Raw genomic sequence first — 20,635 nt, 5'->3', positions numbered from 1 at the left:
CCGACCAAAGGCTCTAAATCGCCGCCTGGCATTCGACCATGGTAGCGGGCCGAATTTTTTTGAAATCACTAAACTGCGCACCTTGCTTCCGTAGCCTGAGATAACCATTCATGTACCGTGATCGTATCCGCTTGCCTTCGCTGTTGAATAAGGTCATGAGCCCGGCCGACGCCGCCGCACTGATCGAGGACGGCATGACCGTCGGCATGAGCGGCTTCACCCGTGCCGGTGAAGCCAAGGCCGTTCCGCATGCACTGGCGGAACGCGCCAAGACCTCTCCACTGAAAATCACCCTGATGACCGGCGCCAGCCTGGGCAACGACCTGGACAAACAGCTGACCGAAGCCGGCGTGCTGTCCCGCCGCATGCCATTCCAGGTCGACAGCACCCTACGCAAGGCGATTAACGCCGGCGAAGTGATGTTTATCGACCAGCATTTGTCGGAAACGGTCGAGCAACTGCGCAACAACCAACTCAAGTTGCCGGACATCGCGGTGATCGAAGCCGTGGCGATTACCGAACAAGGGCACATCGTACCGACCACCTCCGTGGGCAACTCAGCCAGCTTTGCGATATTCGCCAAGCAGGTCATCGTCGAGATCAACCTGGCGCACAACCCGAACCTGGAAGGGCTGCACGACATCTATATCCCGACTTACCGGCCGACGCGCACACCGATTCCGCTGGTCAAAGTCGACGACCGCATCGGCAGCACTGCGATTCCGATCCCACCGGAAAAAATTGTCGCCATTGTGATCACCAACCAGGCCGACTCAGCCTCAACCGTGACGCCGCCCGACAGCGACACGCAGGGCATCGCCAATCACCTGATCAACTTCCTCAAGCAGGAAGTGGACGCTGGGCGCATGACCAACAAACTGGGTCCGCTGCAGGCCGGTATCGGCAATATCGCCAACGCAGTGATGTGCGGCCTGATCGAATCGCCGTTCGAAGAACTGACCATGTACTCGGAAGTGTTGCAGGATTCGACGTTCGACCTGATCGACGCCGGCAAGCTGAGTTTTGCATCCGGCAGCTCGATCACGCTGTCGGAACGGCGCAATGCCGATGTATTCGGCAACCTGGAACACTATAAAGACAAGCTGGTACTGCGCCCGCAGGAGATCTCCAACCATCCGGAAGTGGTGCGTCGCCTGGGCATTATCGGTATCAATACCGCGCTGGAATTCGACATCTACGGCAACGTCAACTCCACCCACGTCTGCGGTACGCGGATGATGAACGGCATTGGCGGCTCCGGGGACTTCGCCCGCAACGCACACCTGGCGATCTTTGTGACCAAGTCGATAGCCAAGGGCGGCGCGATTTCCAGCGTGGTACCGATGGTCAGCCATGTGGACCACACCGAACATGATGTCGACATCCTGGTAACCGAAGTCGGCCTGGCCGACCTGCGCGGCCTCGCGCCGCGGGAACGGGCCCGCGTGATCATCGACAATTGCGTGCACCCGGCCTACCGCGATGCGCTCAACCGCTACTTCGACGCGGCCTGTGCAATCGGTGGGCATACCCCGCACATCCTGCGCGAAGCACTGAGTTGGCACATCAACTTGGAAGAAACCGGGCATATGCTCAAGGCTTGATTGGTACAGATCCGGGCTGATGCAAACACAGTTTCATCAGCTCGGCAGGTCAAACCACACATCCGTAAAAAACTGTACTGCTGTACCGGTCTTTTCCTACCGAATTATCCTACTCCCTTCACCGAAAATGCCTATTTCGCACTGTTTCAGTGCAGACAGGTACAGTTGCCCCATTTCCGTACAGTACAGCACCTATAAACAGTTAACTGGCCTCTCACAATACAGGTGAACTGTATCTAGAGAGTCTTGCGCGAGAGGAGGATCATTGGCATCAGTTAAACCACTACCTAATCCCGCCACAAGCGGAAGGATGTCATCATGGAACGTACACTCAGTTCCGAACTGTTCTTCGAAGAAAAAGCTGTAAACTCCCAGGCTTCCCTGCCTTTGCGCGCTCTCGCCAACCTGATGTTGTGGCAGCGCCGCATCTCCAGCCGCCACCAACTGGCTCGCCTGGATTCGCGTCTGCTGGCTGACGCCGGTATCAGCGAAGCTCAACGCTACGAAGAGCTGAGCAAGCCGTTCTGGCGCTAATTGGCGCTCGCTGGCCCTGACCCGCCGGGTCCACCGCCAGCACCCTGATTTGTCAAAGCAAAGCCCGCCCCGGGAAACCGGAGGCGGGCTTTGCTGTTTATGGGCGCCGAATCAGCGGCCTGGTTTACGTGGACTAGTACAGTTTTATAAATCCCAAAAAACACCAGTACAATTAAATTGCAGGCTTCCGAACGGACAGATGACGGCTTAATATCCACCACCACGTGGCGAACTTTGTAGAACAGACGTCTGATGCCCAATAGCACCCATGTCCGTTTCACAGTGGCCGCTCTGCGCCGCATTATTTGTCTATCTACAGGAGTTAACCCATGTCCCGTCTCCGCCTGCTGAGTGCTGCTGCCCTGTTGGCCATCACTGCCAACGCCAACGCGAGCAGCCTCATCGTGACCACTGACTCGATCGTCGGTGCGCTCAAAGCCACTTCCGATGCCAGCTCCGATGCAACCTCCTCCTTGCGTGACCACAAGGTGGTACAAGCCGCCCGTGACGACGCCGCCAGCTTCGTCGCCAGCGAAGGCGCCATCCGTGGCGTGAAACTGGAAAGCGCCCTGGCTCACATCCGCCAACAAGCGCCACAGTTGAATACCGCGACTGATGCGCAGTTGGCCCAGGCAATCCTGGCAATCTGATCGCAGATGAAATTCCGGGAGCGCCGCCGCTCCCGGACGCATCGCCGCTGGCTCTCGCCCGGGCATTGCGCTAGCCTTGGCGCTCGCTTTCAGTTGTCGAGACCCATGGCATTTTCATACCGCCTGTTGTTTGTTCCTGTATTGATTTGCGCCTGCTGGTCACCACTGGCATCAGCCTTTGATGTGTCCACCCAGAGCACCGTCATCAGTGCCTATGCCACCAGCAAGGTGACATCAGCGCCCTTTGACAGAAAAAGAATACTGGCCGCCCGGGATGACGCTGCCGCGTATATAGCCACAGACGGCCAATGGCGGGGCGCCCGACTGGAATCCGCACTGGATTACCTGCGCCGTACCCAGCCAAAACTTAACGCCAGCGACCTTGAACTGGCGCAAGCAATTCTCGTCCAATAGTCATCTTTGTATTCTGGAGTTAGTCCATGCGTAGCCCGCTGATCGCCGCCGCTCTCGGCCTGCTGTTGTTGGCCGATGTCGCCCACGCGCAAACCCTGAAAGCCACCAGTAACATCATCGTACGTGCTTCGGCCCGCACGATTGATTTCACTTCGGACACCACCACCTCCATCCGCGATTCCAAAATCGTGCGTGAAGCCCACGATGATGCAGCCAGTTTCGTCGCCTCCAATGGCGAGATCCGCGGCGCCCAACTGGAAGCTGCTTTCGACACCCTGCGAACTCGCGTACCTGAAGCCCGCGATGCCAGTGACCAGACTCTCGCTGAAGCCATCCTCGCACTGTGAGGCGCGTCGCCGCCTGGCTACTGGCCTGGGCTGTGCTGCTGTGTGCAGGTACCGCCCAGGCCAGCCTGCAACTGAGGCTCATAACCGAGGGTTTGAGCCCGGCCGAACAGCAGGCCAGCCAGGCGTTGCTCGATGAAGCGATGCGCTCCCTGCCGCCGCGCTTTATCGAGCAGTTGGACCGGCGCATCGATGTCGGCTGGACCGACAAGATGCCGGAAAACGCCTACGGCCAGGCTTCTCTGGTGTCCGAGCTGGACCTCAACCGGAACCTGCTCGCCAGCCTGACCGATGGCAGCGCCGCCACCCAGAAAACCAATCGCCCCCACGGCACCGTGCGCCGGGAAATGCTCGCCACTGTGCTGCATGAACTGACCCATATCTACGATCGTGCACGCCTATGGTCCAAAGACGACCGCGCTCTGATCAATCGCTGCAGCCGCCAGAACAACATCACCGGCCTGATCGGCCTGCCCGATCAATGCCGGGGTCAGAATGACCGCCGCTTTACCCTCAGCGACGACCCCCGCCTGCTCGACCTTGCCGGCTGGCCGCAATACGTCGGCCGTCGCGGTGAGCGCGAGCAACACAACCATCAAGTTGCGCGCAGCCCGGATCTCTACGAAACCACCAGCCCACTGGAGTTCGTAGCGGTCAACATGGAGTATTTTCTCCTCGACCCCAGCTACGCCTGCCGCCGCCCTGCGCTGTTTCGCTACTACAAGGAACACTTCGGCTGGGCACCACCTGAGCAGGACACCTGCGCCAAGACCTACGCGTTCCTGAATGCCGGCAACGACTTTGCCAAGACGCCGCTGGGTCAGGTCGACCCCGAGCGCGTCTACGAAATCGACTACCTGCTGGCCGAAGCCAACCAGAACCTGGTGAGCCGCTGGGGCCACAGCATGTTGCGCCTGGTAATCTGCGCACCGGGCCGCCCGCGCGGCCCGGACTGTCGCCTGGACCTCGACCAGCACCTGGTGCTGTCGTACCGCGCTTTCGTGGGTGACGTGCAACTGTCGAGCTGGGATGGCCTGGTCGGCAAATACCCGTCGCGATTGTTCGTACTGCCGCTGGCCCAAGTGATCGATGAGTACACCAAGACGGAACTGCGCGGCCTGGCCTCGGTGCCACTGAAGCTCAACCGCCAGGAGATCACCGACACCGTCGAGCACGCCGCCGAAATGCACTGGAGCTACGACGGCAACTACTTCTTCATTTCCAACAACTGCGCGGTGGAAAGCCTGAAACTGTTGCGCAGCGGCAGCGCCAATCCACAACTGACCGGCCTGGATAACATCACCCCCAACGGCTTGCTGGAAGTACTCAGCGCACGCGGCCTGGCCGATACCAGCGTACTTGACGACAAGCGCGAGGCATTGCGCCTGGGCTATCACTTCGACTCGTTCCGCGAACGCTATCAGGCAATGTTTGATGTGCTGCGCAAACGCCTGCCAATCCAGCAGACCCAGGTTGAAGATTGGCTGTCCCTGAGTGCGGCCGAGCGACGACAGTGGTTCAGCCAGGCCGACTTACGCACCAGCGCCGCACTGCTACTGCTGGAACAAGCCAGCTATCGCAGACAGCTGATGCTGGCCCAGGACGAAGTCAAGCAACGCTACCTCAACGCCCGCGAGCTGAAAAACGGTGGCATGGAACAAGCCAACAACACCCTGCAGCAAATCCTCGCCAACAGTGGCTTCCTCAGCCGTCCGGCTGAACTGCTGGGCAGCGGTGGCTACGGCCTGCCGCAACCGTCGGAGTCCAAACGCCTGGAATCGGAAAGCGCCGAGCGCCAGAAGCAATTGCAGTCGTTGACCGGCGATCTGGATAAAGAGGTCAGGGCGCTGCTGGACCCTTCCCGTGCCGACGAGATTGCCGCCTGCGAAGCCAACCTCAAGCAAATGGGCGAGCATCTGCGCCAACTGCACAAGGCCGCCGGCGGCCTCGAACTGCCCTGAAAAATCACTGCCAAACACAGTCCAAATGTGGGTTCTACATAAATTCATAGACCGCGCATCTGCCCACCACCACCTGTTTACTCAGCGAAAGCTGGTTGAAAGGTTTCAAGTCTAGGATCGCCCCACTGTCGGCAACAGACCGACTGTTAACAACAACAATGGTGATTCCCGATGTCCGTCCGTACCCGCCTGTTCAGCCCTACTCCCCCCGTACGCCTCGTGCTTTTCGTTCTGCGCTGACCCCACCCGGTTCGCCATTCCCTAGCCGCGCTACGCCTGGAGTTTCCCTATGCTGACTTTCCTTGGCTTTGCCATGGTCATTACGTTCATGTTCCTGATCATGACCAAGCGCCTGTCCGCGCTGATCGCCTTGATCATCGTACCGATCCTGTTCGCCTTGTTTGGTGGCTTTGCACCGGAGATAGGCCCGATGATGCTCGCGGGCATCACCAAGCTTGCGCCGACCGGCGTGATGCTGATGTTCGCCATTCTCTATTTTGCCCTGATGATCGACTCCGGCCTGTTCGACCCGGCCGTGCGCAAGATCCTCAAGATGGTCAAGGGCGACCCACTGAAAGTCTCGGTCGGCACCGCCGTCCTGGCCCTGGTGGTGTCCCTCGATGGTGACGGCGCCACCACTTACATGATTTGCGTGGCCGCCATGCTGCCGTTGTACCAGCGCATCGGCATGAGCCCGCGAATCATGGCCGGCTTGATCATCCTCGCCGGTGGCGTGATGAACATGACGCCTTGGGGCGGCCCGACCGCACGCGCCGCCAGCGCACTGCATGTGGACCCCTCGGACATCTTCGTGCCGATGATCCCGGCCATGGCCGCTGGTGTGGTTGCCATCCTGGTGATTGCCTACCTGTACGGCAAGCGTGAGCGTGCCCGCTTGGGTGAGCTGCACCTGCAGGGCGATGAAATCGACCACAGCGAGATCAGCGTCTCGCAATACCCGGACGCCCGCCGTCCAAAGTTGATCTGGTTCAACGGCGCGCTGACCTTCGCCCTGATGTGCACCCTGATCGCCGGCCTGCTGCCGCTGCCGGTGCTGTTCATGGTGGCGTTCAGTATCGCCATGATCGTCAACTACCCGTGCCTGCAACAGCAAAAGGATCGCGTAGCGGCCCACGCAGGAAGTGTGCTGGCGGTCGTCGGGCTGATCTTCGCCGCCGGTATCTTTACCGGCATCCTGTCCGGCACCGGCATGGTCGACGCCATGTCCAAGAGCCTGCTGGCGGTCATCCCGGATGCGCTGGGCCCTTACCTGGCGGTGATCACCGCATTGGTGAGCATGCCGTTTACCTTCTTCATGTCTAACGATGCGTTCTACTACGGCGTACTGCCAGTACTCGCCGAAGCCGCCAGCCACTACGGCATCACCGCCGTGGAAATGGCCCGCGCCTCCATCGTTGGCCAGCCCGTGCACTTGCTGAGCCCGTTGGTACCCTCGACCTACCTGCTGGTGGCCCTGGCCGGCATCGAGTTTGGCGATCACCAGCGCTTCACCCTCAAGTGGGCAGTGCTGGTGTGCCTGTGCATAATGTTCGCCGCGTTGCTGATGGGGATTTTTCCGCTGTTCAGCACTCTATAACCGTAACAACCCCACCGCGCGGCGCGACAGCCGCGCGGTTTAACACTCGCTCAAAGGAATACACATGGAATGGCTGACCAATCCGGAAATCTGGATTGCCTTCTTCACCCTGACGGCCCTCGAGATCGTCCTGGGTATCGATAACATCATCATGATTTCGATCCTGGTCAGCCGCATGCCCAAGCATATGCAGGCCCGCACCCGGATCTTCGGCCTGGCCCTGGCCATGGTCACGCGAATCCTGTTGCTGCTGTCGATCACCTGGGTGATGCAACTCACCGCCGATCTGTTCGTGGTGTTTGGCCAAGGCATTTCCGGTCGCGACCTGATCCTGTTCTTCGGTGGCTTGTTCCTGTTGTGGAAAAGCTCCCAGGAGATGTACCACGCGCTCGAAGGCGAAGACGAAACCCACGACGAGCCCAAGGGTGCCGGTGGCAAGTTCATCTACACCATTATCCAGATCGCGATCATCGACATCGTGTTCTCCCTGGACTCGGTGATCACCGCGGTCGGCATGGTGTCCCACGTGCCGGTCATGGTGGCCGCGATCATCGTCGCCGTACTGGTGATGATGATGGCCGCCGGCACCATCAGCGAATTCATCGACAAGCACCCGTCGCTGAAAATGCTGGCGCTGTCGTTCCTGCTGGTGGTGGGTACGGTGCTGATCGCCGAATCCTTCGACGTGCACGTGCCAAAAGGCTACGTCTACTTCGCCATGGCGTTCTCGCTCGCGGTGGAAGCGATCAACATCAAGATGCGCACCGCCATTGCGAAAAAGAAGAAACAGCAGGAGCCGGTGAAACTGCGCAAGGACATTCCGGGTCAATAACCCGAGCCAGACAAAAAAAGAGGCTTTTTAAGCCTCTTTTTTTCATCCACGAAAAGTCGATTTCATGACAGTTTTATTTCAAACCTCACTTTAGCTATGCGATGCTGGCGCAGAGCCCATTCGCCAACTACAGCTTAACTACAAGACGTAGAACGGCACGCGGCAACTTTCCTTCGCTCTTTTTGGAGCGCACCTATACGGGGGGCCGAGCATGCTGACCTTGCTCAATCTGCTTTCCGCCGTGACCCTGCTGATCTGGGGCACGCACATCGTCCGTACCGGCATCTTGCGGGTCTACGGTTCCAACTTGCGCCAAGTCATCGGGCAGAACATGTCCAAACGCTGGTTGGCGTTTGTCGCCGGGATCCTGGTGACGGCCATGGTGCAGAGCAGTAACGCCACGGCCATGCTGGTGACTTCGTTTGTCGGCCAGGGCTTGATGGGGTTGATGCCCGCCCTGGCAACCATGCTCGGCGCCGACGTCGGTACAGCGTTGATGGCGCGGGTGCTGACGTTCGATTTGTCCTGGCTTTCGCCGCTGTTGATTTTTCTCGGGGTGATTTTCTTCCTGTCGCGCAAACAGACGCGGGCAGGGCAGATGGGCCGTGTCGGCATCGGCCTGGGCCTGATCATTCTGGCGCTGCAATTGATTGTCGAAGCCGCCGGGCCGATTACCCATGCCCAGGGCGTCAAAGTCATCTTTGCCTCGCTGACCGGCGATATCTTGCTCGATGCCCTGGTCGGCGCCCTGTTCGCGATGATTTCCTACTCCAGCCTGGCCGCTGTGCTGCTGACCGCGACCCTGGCCGGTGCCGGGGTGATCGGCCTGCACGTGGCCATCGGCCTGGTGATCGGTGCCAACATCGGCAGCGGCGTGCTGGCCTTCCTCAGCACCAACATGCAGAACGCCGCCGGACGCCAGGTGGCCCTGGGCAGCCTGTTGTACAAACTGATCGGCTTGTTGCTGATCATTCCGATACTCGACCCCCTCGTACGCTGGATGGACGGTTTGGACTTCAGCACCCAGGGCATGGTCATCACCTTCCATCTGCTCTACAACGTCAGCCGCTGCTTGATCCTGCTGCCCAGCATCGGCCCGATGGCCCGTCTCTGCGCCTGGCTGCTGCCGGAACAACCGGAGACCAATGGCAAAGCCAAGCCGCGCCATCTGGACCCGGCCGCCCTGGATACACCCAGCCTGGCCCTGGCCAACGCCGCCCGCGAAACCCTGCGCCTGGGCGACCTGATCGACAACATGCTCACCGCCATGCAAGAAGTGCTGCGCGGCAAACAGACCGCCATCACCCAGGAAATGCGCAGCCTCAGCGATGACGTCGAGGCGCTCTACAGCGCAATCAAGCTGTACCTCGCGCAAATGCCCCGCGAAGACCTCAGTGAACACGACAGCCGCCGCTGGGCCGAGATCATCGAGTTGTCGATCAACTTGAAACTGGCCGGCGACCTGATCGAACGCATGCTGCGCAAAGTCCAGCAGCAGAAAACCTCCCAGCGCCGGCAGTTTTCCGAAGTGGGCCTGGAAGAACTCACTGGCCTGCACGGCCAGTTGATCGCCAACCTGCGCCTGGGGCTGTCGGTATTCCTCAGCGCCGACCCGGAAAGTGCCCGGCAATTGCTGCGCGAGAAGCGCCGCTTTCGTGCCCAGGAACGGCGCTTGGCTCACGCCCATGTCAGCCGCCTGCAACGCAAGATCGTACAAAGCCTGGAGACCAGTTCCCTGCACCTGGAACTGATTGCCGACATGAAGCGCCTTAACTCGCTGTTTTGCAGCAGCGCTTATGTGGTGCTGGAAACCTCTGACACCGGTGCGCTCTCCACTGAAGATATTGCCGACATCACCCATTCGCCCTGAACGTACGATGGCGCGTGAAGTCAGTTAACAGTGGACCTCACCCGCCGGGAAGTTTGTTATGCGTCGCCTGTTATTCGCCTGCCTGCTCATGGGTTCGGCATATACCTTTGCCTTTGACCGCCTGCACGTCGAGGGCTACACCTTGCCCAACGGCCTGCAAGTGCTGCTCAAGCCGGGCACCGAACGCGGGCACGTGGCCATCCGCCTGGTGGTCGGTGTCGGCCTGGATGACTTCAGTTGTGAGGACAAAGAACTGCCGCACCTGCTCGAACATGTGCTCTTCAGCGGCATCGACGGCGCAGGCGAGGGTGACCTCGAAGACCGTATGCAAGCCTTGGGCGGCGAATGGAATGCCTATACCAGCAACGCCGACACCACCTTTGTGATCGAGGCGCCGGCACAAAACCAGCGCAAGGTGCTGGACCTGCTGCTGGCCATCATTACCCGCACCGAACTCACCGACGCGCACATCAATGCGGCCAAGCAAGTGGTCGAACGCGAAGACGGAGGCCATTACTCGCACCTGCAACGCTTGCTCGACCGCCAGGACCTGGGCCACAGCGCCAGCAATCAACTGGCTGTCGAACTGGGACTCAAATGCGCCGAACGGGCTCAGGTCAACCACCTGACCCGTAATCAGTTGCAAGCGCTGCGCAAAAATTGGTATGCCCCCAACAACATGACCCTGATCGTCGTCGGCGAGCTCGACAAGGTACTGCCGGCTTATCTGGAACGCACCTATGGTCAACTTGAGCCGGTGGAGCCGAGCGAGCATCGGCCGCTGCCGGAGATCCAGCACGCCGCCGCCAGCCACCGTGACTTGATCCACGGCTGGCTCGGTAACGGCGCCAAGTTGCACTGGCTGTTCCCGGAACCGGTGCTGGACGACCAGCACGATGAAACCTACGACCTGCTCAAGGACTACCTCGACTGGGCGTTGTACCGCCAACTGCGCCTCAAGCACGGTTTGTCCTATGGCCCCTGGAGTGAGCGCGAAGTGCTCGGCGGCGTAGGTTTCCTGAGCCTGAATGCCGACCTTGAGCGGGGCGACCTCGGCGAAGCGGAACAGGTACTGCAAGACCTCAAGACGCAATTGCTCAAGGACGGCCTCGATCCGGCCACTTTCAGCCGCCTGCAACAAGCCGCCATCGCGCGCCAAGCCTGGGCCGTGCAGGGCAACAGCGAGTTGGCCGACTATTACTGGCGCGCATCGGGCGACTACGCCGACGGACACTTCAGCGACCCGGTCAAACGCATCAAGGCGGTTAACCTTGAGCAAACCAACCAGGCCATGCGCCAAGTCTTCAACCAGCCGGGCTATTGGCGCATCGAAAAGCCGCTATTGAGCTATGACGCCCTGACGTGGATCGGTGCCGGCGTGCTGGGACTGATCGCCATGCTATTGATTGGCCTCAGGCTTTATCGCAAACGGATCACGCAATGAAGCACCGCACACCAGGCTAAGACGTTATTCTGTCCGGCGATTTTTCCTACTCCGACTGTGAACCGCCCATGCCAAACCTGCCACCCCTTATCCAGCGAATCCTGGAGCTGATCAAGCGCTACCCCGGGGTGATCGCACTCGGCGGTTTTATCTCGGGCGTGTGCAGCTTCATTCTGGTGGATCGCCAGCAAGGCATGGCCAGTTGGATCGCGGTGATCATGCTAGTGAGCTGGCTGTGGCTGATGCTGGAGAACAGCTTTACCCAACTGTTTGCCAAAGTCTTCAACCGGGAAATCCCCGAGCCCCTGTTGCGCTACGCCACCCAGATGATCCATCAGGAGAGTCTGTTTTTTGTGTTGCCGTTTTTCTTTGTCACCACCACATGGAACAGCGGCCAATCGATCTTCACCGGTTTACTCGGCGCAGCGGCACTGGTGTCGATCACCGACCCGCTGTACTACAAGTGGCTGGCGCCCAAGCGCTCGCTGTTCCTCGCACTGCACACCTTGACCCTGTTCGCCGCGCTGCTCACTGCGCTGCCGATCATCCTGCACCTGACCACCGCCGAAAGTTACAAATTGGCCCTGGGCGTGGCCATGGCACTGTCGATCCCAAGCCTGGCCGCAAGCCTGCCGCTGCGCAGCGTCAAAGGCTGGGCGATGCTGCTGGGGGTGACGGCGGCCATTGGTTGCGCCGGCTGGTTCCTGCGCACCTGGGTGCCGCCGGCCACGTTGTGGATGACTGAGGTGGCTATCAGCACCCAACTGCAAGATCGCACGCCCGGCGATGACCTCAAGGAGGTCAACGCCGCCCAACTGCGCAGCGACGGGCTGTACGCCTATACCGCGATCAACGCGCCGCGCGGCTTGGATGAGCGGATCTATCATGTGTGGAAATTCAATGGCAAAGAGGTTGATCGCATTGCCCTGGATATCCACGGCGGGCGCAAGGAAGGCTATCGCGCCTGGACCCATAAGCAGAACTTCCCGGCGGATTCGGTGGGCCGCTGGCAAGTGCGCGTGCTGACCGAAGACGGGCAAGTCATCGGCGTGTTGCGCTTCAAAGTCACTGACACCGCACAAACGGACAACCCGAAGTAGGGCGGATCGTGCTATTACGTAGCAATTGTGGATAACCAGACAAGCTCGGAGCTTATGACCACCAGTACGACGGCCGGCGCAGCCCACCTCGATACGTCCACCACTCCGCCGTTACTCAGGATTACGGGGGACTGGACGCTTGCCCACTACGCCCACCTGAAAAAGCTGTCGAACACGCTCGACGGCCAATACGACGCCGGTGCCCACATCGACCTCAATGGCCTCGGCACTTTGGATACCGCCGGCGCATCGCTGCTGGTGGAACTGCTGGGCCCGGACCGTATCGAGCACTCCGCCGAGCGAGCCGATTGCAGCCTGTCCGCCGCCGACCGCGCCTTGCTCAAGACCGTCTACCACTCGTTGAATGATTTCTGCGTGCCGCTCAAGGAACCCGAAGAAGCCACCGGCATTCAACTGCTGGCCCGCATCGGCCGAGCGGTAGACACGGTGTGGCAGGACGCGATGAAACTGCTGGGTTTTATCGGCCTGATCCTCGAAACCTTCGCCCGTGGCATTTTGCGCCCCAAACGCTGGCGCCTGACGCCCATGGTGGCGCATATCGAACAAACCGGCCTCGACGCCGCGCCCATCGTGGCCCTGCTGACGTTTCTGGTGGGTGCCGTGGTGGCGTTCCTTGGGGCCACGGTGCTCAAAAGTTTCGGCGCGACGATATTTACCGTGGACCTGGTAGCCTTCTCATTTCTGCGCGAATTCGGCGTACTGCTCACCGCGATCCTGATCGCCGGCCGTACCGCCAGCGCCTTCACCGCGCAAATCGGCTCGATGAAGGCCAACGAAGAAATCGACGCCATCCGCACCCTGGGCCTGGACCCGATGGAACTGCTGGTCCTGCCTCGTGTGTTGGCGCTCTTGGTGGCGCTGCCGATGCTGACCTTTCTGGCGATGCTCTCGGGGATCATCGGTGGCGGCGTCGTGTGTGCGGTGGCGCTGGATATCTCGCCGGCGATGTTTCTCTCGCTGCTGCAATCGGACATCGGTGTGCAGCACTTTCTGGTGGGCATGGTGAAGGCACCGATCTTCGCCTTCCTGATCGCCGCCATCGGTTGCCTGGAAGGCTTCAAGGTCAGTGGCAGCGCCGAGTCGGTCGGCGCCCACACCACCTCCAGCGTGGTGCAATCGATTTTTGTAGTGATCGTGCTGGATGCGGTCGCGGCGATGTTCTTCATGGAGATGGGCTGGTGAGTCGTCTACACCGTGCGCCCACTGAGGCGGTCATTGAAGTACGCGGGCTGTGCAACCGCTTCGGCAGCCAGAGCGTGCACGAGAACCTCGACCTGGATCTGTATAAAGGCGAGATCCTTGCGGTGGTCGGTGGCTCCGGCAGCGGTAAGTCGGTGCTGTTGCGCAGCATCGTCGGCCTGCGCCGGCCCAACGAAGGCGAGGTGCGCGTGTTCGGCAAGAACCTGCCGAACCTGTCGGAACATGAACGCTCGCTGGTGGAACGGCGCTTTGGCGTGCTGTTCCAGAAGGGCGCGCTGTTTTCTTCGCTGACCGTCACCGAAAATGTCGCCCTGCCATTGATCGAACACGCCGGCCTCAGCCGCGCCGACGCCGAGCATCTGGCGGCGGTCAAACTGGCGCTGGCCGGGCTGCCGCTGTCGGCGGCCGACAAGTACCCGGCGTCGCTGTCCGGCGGCATGATCAAGCGCGCAGCCCTGGCCCGAGCGCTGGCGCTGGACCCGGACATCCTGTTTCTCGATGAACCCACCGCCGGCCTCGATCCGATCGGCGCGGCGCAATTCGACCAGTTGATCCTGACCCTGCGCGATGCCCTGGGCTTGAGCGTGTTCCTGGTCACCCACGACCTCGACACGCTATACACCATCACCGACCGCGTCGCGGTGCTGGCCCAGAAAAAAGTGCTGGTGGCGGACGCCATCGATATTGTCTCGGAAACGGACGACGCCTGGATTCACGAATATTTCCACGGCCCCCGTGGCCGCGCGGCGTTGGATGCCGCTCAATCGCTCAACGAGGTATGACATGGAAACCCGAGCCCATCATGTGATGATCGGTCTGTTCAGCGTAATCGTGGTGGTCGGCGCGATGCTATTTGGCCTGTGGCTGGCCAAGTCCAGCGTCGACAGCGCCTTTCAGGATTATGAAGTCGTGTTCAACGAGGCGGTCAGCGGCCTGTCCCAGGGCAGCTCGGTGCAGTACAGCGGGATCAAGGTAGGGGATGTCACCAGCCTGCGCCTGGACCCCAAAGACCCCCGCCGCGTACTCGCCCGCATCCGCCTGGCCGGGCAGACGCCGATCAAGGAAGACACCCAGGCCAAACTGGCCCTGACCGGTATCACCGGCACCTCGATCATCCAGCTCAGCGGCGGTACACCGCAAAGCCCAGTACTCAAGGGCAAGGACGGTAACCTGCCGGAAATCATCGCCTCACCGTCGCCCATCGCACGCCTGCTGAACAACAGCAACGACCTGATGACCAGCGTCAACCTGTTGCTGCACAACGCTAATCGCGTCTTCTCCGGCGAGAACGTCGAGCGTTTGAGCAAAACCCTGGACAACTTGCAGCAAACCACCGGTGCCATCGCCGACCAGCGCGGCGATATCAAAGTGGTGATGCAACAGTTGCTGCAGGTGAGCAAGCAGGCCGGCGCCGCGCTGGAGCAAACCACCACGCTGATGCGTAGCGCCAACGGGCTGCTCAATGAGCAAGGCAAGCAAGCTTTCGGCAGCGCTGAGCAGGCGATGAAATCCCTCGAACAAAGCACCGCGACCCTCAACACCTTGCTGACCGACAACAAGGACTCGGTGAACAGCGGCATGCAGGGCCTCAACGAACTGGCACCGGCGGTGCGTGAACTGCGCGAAACCCTGGGTTCGCTGCGCGCCATCTCCCGTCGCCTGGAAGCCAACCCCAGTGGCTACTTGCTGGGCAGCGACAAGAACAAGGAGTTCACGCCATGAAGCGTGCTTACCAAATGATCGCCCCCCTGGCATTGGCGCTGGTCAGCGCGTGCTCGATCCTGCCCAAGGCCGACCCTTCGGACGTGTACCGCCTGGCCGCGGCCCAGACGGCGACCCAAGGCGCACCGGTCAGTTGGTCGCTGCGTATCGCCAAGCCGCAAACCAGCGAGTTTCTCGACAGCCCACGCATTGCCGTGGTGCCTGATGGCAACCTGATCAGCAGCTATGCCAATTCACGCTGGAGCGACCCATCGCCGGTCTTGCTGCGCAATCGGTTCATGGACGGCTTCCAACGTGATGGACGGGTGACGCTGCTGAGTACCGATGAGACCAACTTGCAAGCCGACTATGAGCTGGGCGGGCAGTTGCAGGCGTTTCAGAGCGAATACCGGGGCAGGGCGGTGGAGGTGGTGATCCGCCTGGATGCGCGGCTGGTGCGCGGCAGTGATCAGCGGATCATCGCCAGCCGGCGATTTGAGGTGCACCAGCCGGTAAGTGATACCAAGGTGCCTGCGGTGGTTGCTGCATTCGGGCTGGCGGGAGACCAGTTGAACAGGCAGGTGGTGGATTGGGTGGTGGCGCAGGGCAATGCTACTGCGAAACGCTGAGGGCCTCATCGGGAGCAAGCCCCCTCCCACAGCTTGAATGTATTCACAGATCAAAATGTGGGAGGGGGCTTGCTCCCGATAGCGGTCTAAGGGTTAGCCAAAGAACCAGTAGCACACCGCAATAGCCGCCACCACGCCGGCAAACTCCGCCAGCAAAGCACACCCCACCGCATGCCTGGCTCGCTGGATGCCCACCGAGCCGAAGTACACCGCCAACACATAAAAGGTGGTTTCCGTACTGCCCTGGATCGTCGCCGCCACCAGCGCCGGGAAGCTGTCCACACCCTTGGTCTGCATGGTCTCGATTAACAGCGCTCGCGCCGCGCTGCCGGAAAACGGCTTGACCATTGCGGTCGGCAACGCGTCGACAAAGCGCGTGTCCAGGCCCGTCCAGGCCACCACATGACGAATGCCTTCCAGGCCGAAGTCCAACGCTCCGGAGGCGCGCAGCACACCCACGGCGCAGAGCATCGCTACCAGGTACGGCAGCAGGTTCTTGGCCACATCGAAGCCTTCCTTGGCGCCCTCGACAAACGCTTCGTACACCTTGACCTTGCGCAACGCACCGATTACCAGGAACAGCATGATCAGGCCAAACAGCGTCAGGTTGCCGAGGATCGAAGACAAGCTTGCCAACGCCGTTGCAGACAAGGTCGCCAGCAACGCCATGAAACCACCCAACACCAAGGCGCCGGGAATCAGGTAGGCCAGCACCACCGGGTCCCACAGGCGCAAGCGCTGCATGATCGCCACCGACAGCAGGCCGACGAGGGTCGAGGCGCTGGTCGCCAGCAGGATCGGCAGGAACACCAGCGTCGGGTCGGCGGCGCCTTGCTGCGCGCGGTACATGAAAATGGTCACCGGCAGCAGCGTCAGCGACGAAGCGTTGAGCACCAGGAACAGGATCTGTGCGTTACTTGCGGTGTTGGGGAGGGGGTTGAGTTCTTGCAGTGCCTTCATCGCCTTGAGGCCAATCGGCGTGGCGGCGTTGTCCAGGCCCAGGCCGTTGGCGGCGAAGTTCAGGGTGATCAAGCCAATGGCCGGATGGCCGGCGGGCACCTCGGGCATCAGGCGCCGAAACAGCGGGCCGAGGGCCTTGGCCAGCCAGTCGACGATGCCGGCTTTTTCAGCGATGCGCAAAAAACCCAACCACAGCGTCAAGGTGCCGAACAGCAGCACCATCACTTCCACCGACAGTTTGGCCATGGCGAAAATGCTTTCCACCATCGCCGCGAAAATCCCGGCGTTACCGCCGACCAGCCATTGCGCCAGTGCCGACACCATTGCCACGACAAAGAAGCCAAGCCACAGGCCATTGAGCATCAGATGAATCCCCCGAAAGATGGGGCGAATGATAGCGGGGCTGACAGAAACGACAAACCCCGGATTTCCCGGGGTTGGTTCAGATCACATTGCTATCAGCTACGGCTGGTCTCGCCGATCACCGAGGCTGTCTTGCTGCGCCAGTGCGGCAGGGAGTTCCAGTAGCGCTCACCCTTGGCGTCGTCGTACATGCCTTCCCAACGGGAGATGACCAATACGGCCAAGGCGTTGCCAATGACGTTGAGTGCGGTACGCGCCATGTCCATGATGCGGTCGACACCGGCGATGAACGCCAGGCCTTCCAGCGGAATACCCACACTGCCCAGGGTGGCCAACAGCACGACGAAGGACACACCCGGCACGCCGGCGATACCTTTGGAGGTGACCATCAGGGTCAGCACCAGCATCAGCTGCTGGCCGACCGACAGGTCGATGCCGTACAGCTGGGCGATAAAGATCGCCGCGATGCTCTGGTACAGCGTCGAACCGTCGAGGTTGAACGAGTAGCCGGTCGGCACCACAAAGCTGCAGATAGCTTTCGGCGCGCCGTAGGCTTCCATCTTTTCGATCACGCGTGGCAGCACGGTCTCGGAACTGGCAGTGGAGTAGGCCAGTACCAGCTCATCCTTGAAGATGCGGATCAGCTTGAGGATCGAGAAGCCAAACAGACGAGCGATCAGACCCAGCACCGCAAAGGCGAAGAACAGGATGGCGACGTAGACCAGGATCACCAGCTTGGCCAGCGGCAGCAAGGAAGCAAAGCCGAAGTTGGCGACCGTCACCGCGATCAGTGCAAAGACGCCGATCGGGGCGTACTTCATGATCATGTGGGTGACTTTGAACATGCTCTCGGACACGCCCTGGAACATTGTCACCAGCGGCTCGCGCAGCTCAGGCTTGAGGCTCGACAAGCCCAGGCCGAACAGCACCGAGAAGAAAATGATCGGCAGCATTTCGCCACGGGCTACGGCGGCAAAGATGTTCGATGGAATCAGGTTGAGAATGGTCTCGATGAACGCATGCTCATGCTGCACTTCAGCAGCCGTGGCGGTGTACTTGGAGATATCGACAGTGCCCAGGGTGCTCATGTCGATACCCGCGCCCGGGTGGAACAGGTTGGCCAACAGCAGGCCGACCACGATGGCAATGGTGGTGACGATTTCGAAGTAAAGGATGGTTTTGACACCAATCCGGCCGAGCTTTTTCGCGTCACCGACCCCGGCAATGCCGACGATCAGAGAGGAAATCACAATCGGGATCACGATCATCTTGATCAGGCGGATAAAGATATCGCCCGCCGGCTGCAACACATTGCTGATCCACCAGGCTTTTTCAGCACTGAAATGGTTGAGCACTGCACCGATTGCGATCCCCAGCACCAAACCGATGAGGATCTGCCAGGCGAGGCTTAGCTTTGCCTTCTTCATGTCATTACCCTTACTTCAAGTGGACTTAAGGCGAATGCGCCAGCTGGAACGCTCGAAAGCGAAAAAGTGTGAGCATCGGCCTCCATGGAAGGTCACCGCAGCGTGGCCGAAATGGCTTACTGGCAGGCGAAAAAAGGCGCAACTATTCCGATGCAAGGGAGCGACGTCTAATGCCGTAAACGCCTACCCTATGCCGAATCGGCATGAGTTTTTTTGATAATAACTGTCCGAATGGTCAGTTCAAATGCGACATATTGTCTGGCAAATATGCCGTGAACCTGCCAAACCCGGCTCGCTCAGAGATGCTGGACGACTTTCAGGCGGTGGCGCAATTGCCCGGAAAATCCATGACCTAGCGCCAGAAGTGTCCTATGGTGCGGCAAAAAATTTCTCGATAGATGGTCACGCCGACATACCCAGTAATGGTTAGTCAGCAGCGAAAGAGAAAATAGTTGCTATGCGCGGTATGCGAAGAGCGGCATGCGAGGCGGATGATGAGAGTCATAAGCTCGCCGCAAGTTCAGCAAGCAAAAAAACACTTGTGAACTTGCGTCGCAGCTTTTCGCCTGACCCGGCCCTCGCGCAGGCACTCCCTGTGCCCGTAGGTCACGCCGATCTCGATCGATCAGAGCAACCCGGCCCCCTGGTCATGCATCGCCCTTGGCGAGCGATGCAGACAGAAAGAAGCGCAGTGGCTTCTTTCTATGGATGAAGGTTTCGTAGACGCTGCAAACGTCAGACGCAACCTAGTACCAATTCGGATCTTTCTTGAGCTGCTCCATCAGCAGCTTTTGCATGCCTTCGTCCGGCTTGCCAAGGAAACGGTAGTCCGCGTGGCGTGTCGGCGACTTGTCCGCCGGCAACCCGGCCGGTACCTGTACCAACATGGCGTAGGCGTGCTTCTTGTCATAACTGAACGCGACGATCAGACGTTTGCTGCGACAGGTGTCTGCCGTCTCGCAGAGCGGCCCCACCAAGTACTTGTCGCCATCCTCTTCGACGGCATTCATCTGCTCGGCCGAGCCCGACAGGTTCATGACCCATTCCGGCAGGCGCTCTTCTTTCTTCACCACGCCTTGCCAGGTCTCACGAAACTGCGAATCGGAACTCAGCAACTCGTTGGCCCGGGATTGGCCGTCATTGGCGGCCATTGCCCAGCCACTGCCGCCCAGAAGCAGGACGGCAGCCAAGGTTTTAAAGGACGAAGTGGTCATAGTCAGCCTCGGCCGCGACGACCAAAGAAGAACGAAGCGATGAACATCACCAGGAAAACCACGAACAGGATCTTGGCGATACCCGTAGCGGTGCCCGCGATACCACCGAAGCCCAAGACGGCAGCCACAATGGCGATGATCAGAAATGTGATAGCCCAACTCAACATGGTGATTCTCCTTACGCTTCTATAGGGGTAACAGGGGTATTACCGTGCAGCCGCTCAACCAGAACGACCTTTTCTTGCCTAGAACACCCAACGTTCTTGGACGGGCAGTTCGCCCAGGGTGGAATCCTGATCGACCACTCTCAATTGCGGAGCCGTCACGTTGCCAAGAGAACGGCTCTCAAGAGAAGAGAAATGGGTCTGGGTCATGATCGGACGTTCAAACTGAGGGACTTGCTGCTGATGACTCTGCTGCCAAGCCTGCATTTGCTGCCCGACAATCAACGTGACCATCAGCGCCAGGCTGGCAAAAAGACCTTGCTGCAAACGCAGGGACGAAATACGCAGTTGGCTGAGGTGTTGACGAGTCATGCTGTATTTCTCCCGCATTCTGATTATTCGTTCATGACACTGTTGGGAGAGTTATTGCAGAGTGCATGCCAGTTTTTTTAAACAAAAAAACTCAATAAAATCAGAATGTTACGACTTTGCTTTGAAGGCGCCGCCCAGCATCCTGCACGATGCCCTGCCCAGGGCCGTGCGAATTGCACGATAGCCAATGGTCGGGTAAAGGGATCGAAAGCCTTCATCGAGTTGCCGAAGTGG

At 59.9% G+C, this 20,635-nt stretch carries 20 protein-coding genes; 15 read left to right on the top strand and 5 right to left on the bottom strand.

Features of this window, described 5'->3' with window-relative positions:
* Positions 1 to 110 precede the first annotated feature (110 nt).
* From scpC to C9383_RS10005, 15 genes are all read left to right on the top strand, one after another.
* Positions 111 to 1,604 (top strand): succinyl-CoA:acetate CoA-transferase ScpC, encoded by a 1,494-nt coding sequence (gene scpC, locus C9383_RS10075; protein WP_060756466.1) that lies wholly within the window; start codon positions 111 to 113, stop codon positions 1,602 to 1,604.
* 318 nt (positions 1,605 to 1,922) lie between these two features.
* On the top strand, positions 1,923 to 2,138 hold the full coding sequence (locus C9383_RS10070) for a DUF1127 domain-containing protein (RefSeq protein ID WP_090367689.1): 216 nt from the start codon (positions 1,923 to 1,925) through the stop codon (positions 2,136 to 2,138).
* Between the two features lie 329 nt (positions 2,139 to 2,467).
* Entirely contained in the window at positions 2,468 to 2,788 is a 321-nt protein-coding gene (locus C9383_RS10065; RefSeq protein WP_060756467.1) for a DUF2388 domain-containing protein, read from the top strand.
* Positions 2,789 to 2,893: 105 nt separating this feature from the next.
* On the top strand, positions 2,894 to 3,202 hold the full coding sequence (locus C9383_RS10060; protein WP_081087082.1) for a DUF2388 domain-containing protein: 309 nt from the start codon (positions 2,894 to 2,896) through the stop codon (positions 3,200 to 3,202).
* A gap of 26 nt (positions 3,203 to 3,228) precedes the next feature.
* Complete coding sequence (locus C9383_RS10055) at positions 3,229 to 3,549, top strand: DUF2388 domain-containing protein (protein ID WP_060756468.1); 321 nt, start codon at positions 3,229 to 3,231, stop codon at positions 3,547 to 3,549.
* A complete protein-coding gene (locus tag C9383_RS10050) occupies positions 3,546 to 5,507 on the top strand; it encodes a DUF7844 domain-containing protein (RefSeq protein WP_060756469.1) in 1,962 nt (653 codons plus the stop codon). Before C9383_RS10055 ends, C9383_RS10050 begins: the two co-directional genes overlap by 4 nt.
* Positions 5,508 to 5,796: 289 nt before the next feature.
* Positions 5,797 to 7,104, top strand: coding sequence for a CitMHS family transporter (locus tag C9383_RS10045; protein WP_060756470.1), 1,308 nt, complete (start codon positions 5,797 to 5,799; stop codon positions 7,102 to 7,104).
* Positions 7,105 to 7,168: 64 nt separating this feature from the next.
* Entirely contained in the window at positions 7,169 to 7,936 is a 768-nt protein-coding gene (locus C9383_RS10040) for a TerC family protein (RefSeq protein ID WP_060756471.1), read from the top strand.
* A 211-nt stretch (positions 7,937 to 8,147) separates the two neighbouring features.
* On the top strand, positions 8,148 to 9,806 hold the full coding sequence (locus C9383_RS10035) for a Na/Pi cotransporter family protein (RefSeq protein ID WP_060756472.1): 1,659 nt from the start codon (positions 8,148 to 8,150) through the stop codon (positions 9,804 to 9,806).
* A gap of 58 nt (positions 9,807 to 9,864) precedes the next feature.
* A complete protein-coding gene (locus tag C9383_RS10030) occupies positions 9,865 to 11,250 on the top strand; it encodes a M16 family metallopeptidase (protein ID WP_090367691.1) in 1,386 nt (461 codons plus the stop codon).
* A 68-nt stretch (positions 11,251 to 11,318) separates the two neighbouring features.
* Positions 11,319 to 12,350, top strand: coding sequence for a DUF5924 family protein (locus C9383_RS10025; RefSeq protein WP_060756474.1), 1,032 nt, complete (start codon positions 11,319 to 11,321; stop codon positions 12,348 to 12,350).
* Between the two features lie 54 nt (positions 12,351 to 12,404).
* Positions 12,405 to 13,553, top strand: a complete 1,149-nt coding sequence (locus tag C9383_RS10020) for an MlaE family ABC transporter permease (protein WP_060756475.1) — start codon at positions 12,405 to 12,407, stop codon at positions 13,551 to 13,553.
* On the top strand, positions 13,550 to 14,353 hold the full coding sequence (locus C9383_RS10015) for an ABC transporter ATP-binding protein (protein WP_060756476.1): 804 nt from the start codon (positions 13,550 to 13,552) through the stop codon (positions 14,351 to 14,353). Before C9383_RS10020 ends, C9383_RS10015 begins: the two co-directional genes overlap by 4 nt.
* Position 14,354: 1 nt before the next feature.
* On the top strand, positions 14,355 to 15,293 hold the full coding sequence (locus C9383_RS10010) for an MlaD family protein (RefSeq protein WP_060756477.1): 939 nt from the start codon (positions 14,355 to 14,357) through the stop codon (positions 15,291 to 15,293).
* Entirely contained in the window at positions 15,290 to 15,901 is a 612-nt protein-coding gene (locus C9383_RS10005) for an ABC-type transport auxiliary lipoprotein family protein (RefSeq protein WP_090367693.1), read from the top strand. Before C9383_RS10010 ends, C9383_RS10005 begins: the two co-directional genes overlap by 4 nt.
* Before the next feature lie 93 nt (positions 15,902 to 15,994).
* Here the strand turns inward: C9383_RS10005 and C9383_RS10000 are convergent, their stop codons facing one another.
* From C9383_RS10000 to C9383_RS09980, 5 genes are all read right to left on the bottom strand, one after another.
* Entirely contained in the window at positions 15,995 to 17,224 is a 1,230-nt protein-coding gene (locus C9383_RS10000) for a nucleoside recognition domain-containing protein (RefSeq protein ID WP_090367695.1), read from the bottom strand.
* A gap of 95 nt (positions 17,225 to 17,319) precedes the next feature.
* A complete protein-coding gene (gene gltP / locus C9383_RS09995) occupies positions 17,320 to 18,651 on the bottom strand; it encodes a glutamate/aspartate:proton symporter GltP (protein WP_060756480.1) in 1,332 nt (443 codons plus the stop codon).
* Between the two features lie 746 nt (positions 18,652 to 19,397).
* Positions 19,398 to 19,865, bottom strand: coding sequence for an inhibitor of vertebrate lysozyme family protein (locus C9383_RS09990; protein WP_090367696.1), 468 nt, complete (start codon positions 19,863 to 19,865; stop codon positions 19,398 to 19,400).
* 2 nt (positions 19,866 to 19,867) lie between these two features.
* Entirely contained in the window at positions 19,868 to 20,032 is a 165-nt protein-coding gene (locus C9383_RS09985) for a DUF1328 domain-containing protein (RefSeq protein WP_003170804.1), read from the bottom strand.
* Positions 20,033 to 20,110: 78 nt separating this feature from the next.
* Positions 20,111 to 20,401, bottom strand: coding sequence for a hypothetical protein (locus C9383_RS09980; protein ID WP_060756482.1), 291 nt, complete (start codon positions 20,399 to 20,401; stop codon positions 20,111 to 20,113).
* Positions 20,402 to 20,635 lie beyond the last annotated feature (234 nt).

Source organism: Pseudomonas palleroniana (assembly GCF_003031675.1).
GTDB classification, from domain to species: domain Bacteria; phylum Pseudomonadota; class Gammaproteobacteria; order Pseudomonadales; family Pseudomonadaceae; genus Aquipseudomonas; species Aquipseudomonas palleroniana.
The sequence above is the reverse complement of the archived record's forward strand: the minus strand, read 5'-3'. Positions and strand labels throughout refer to the sequence as shown.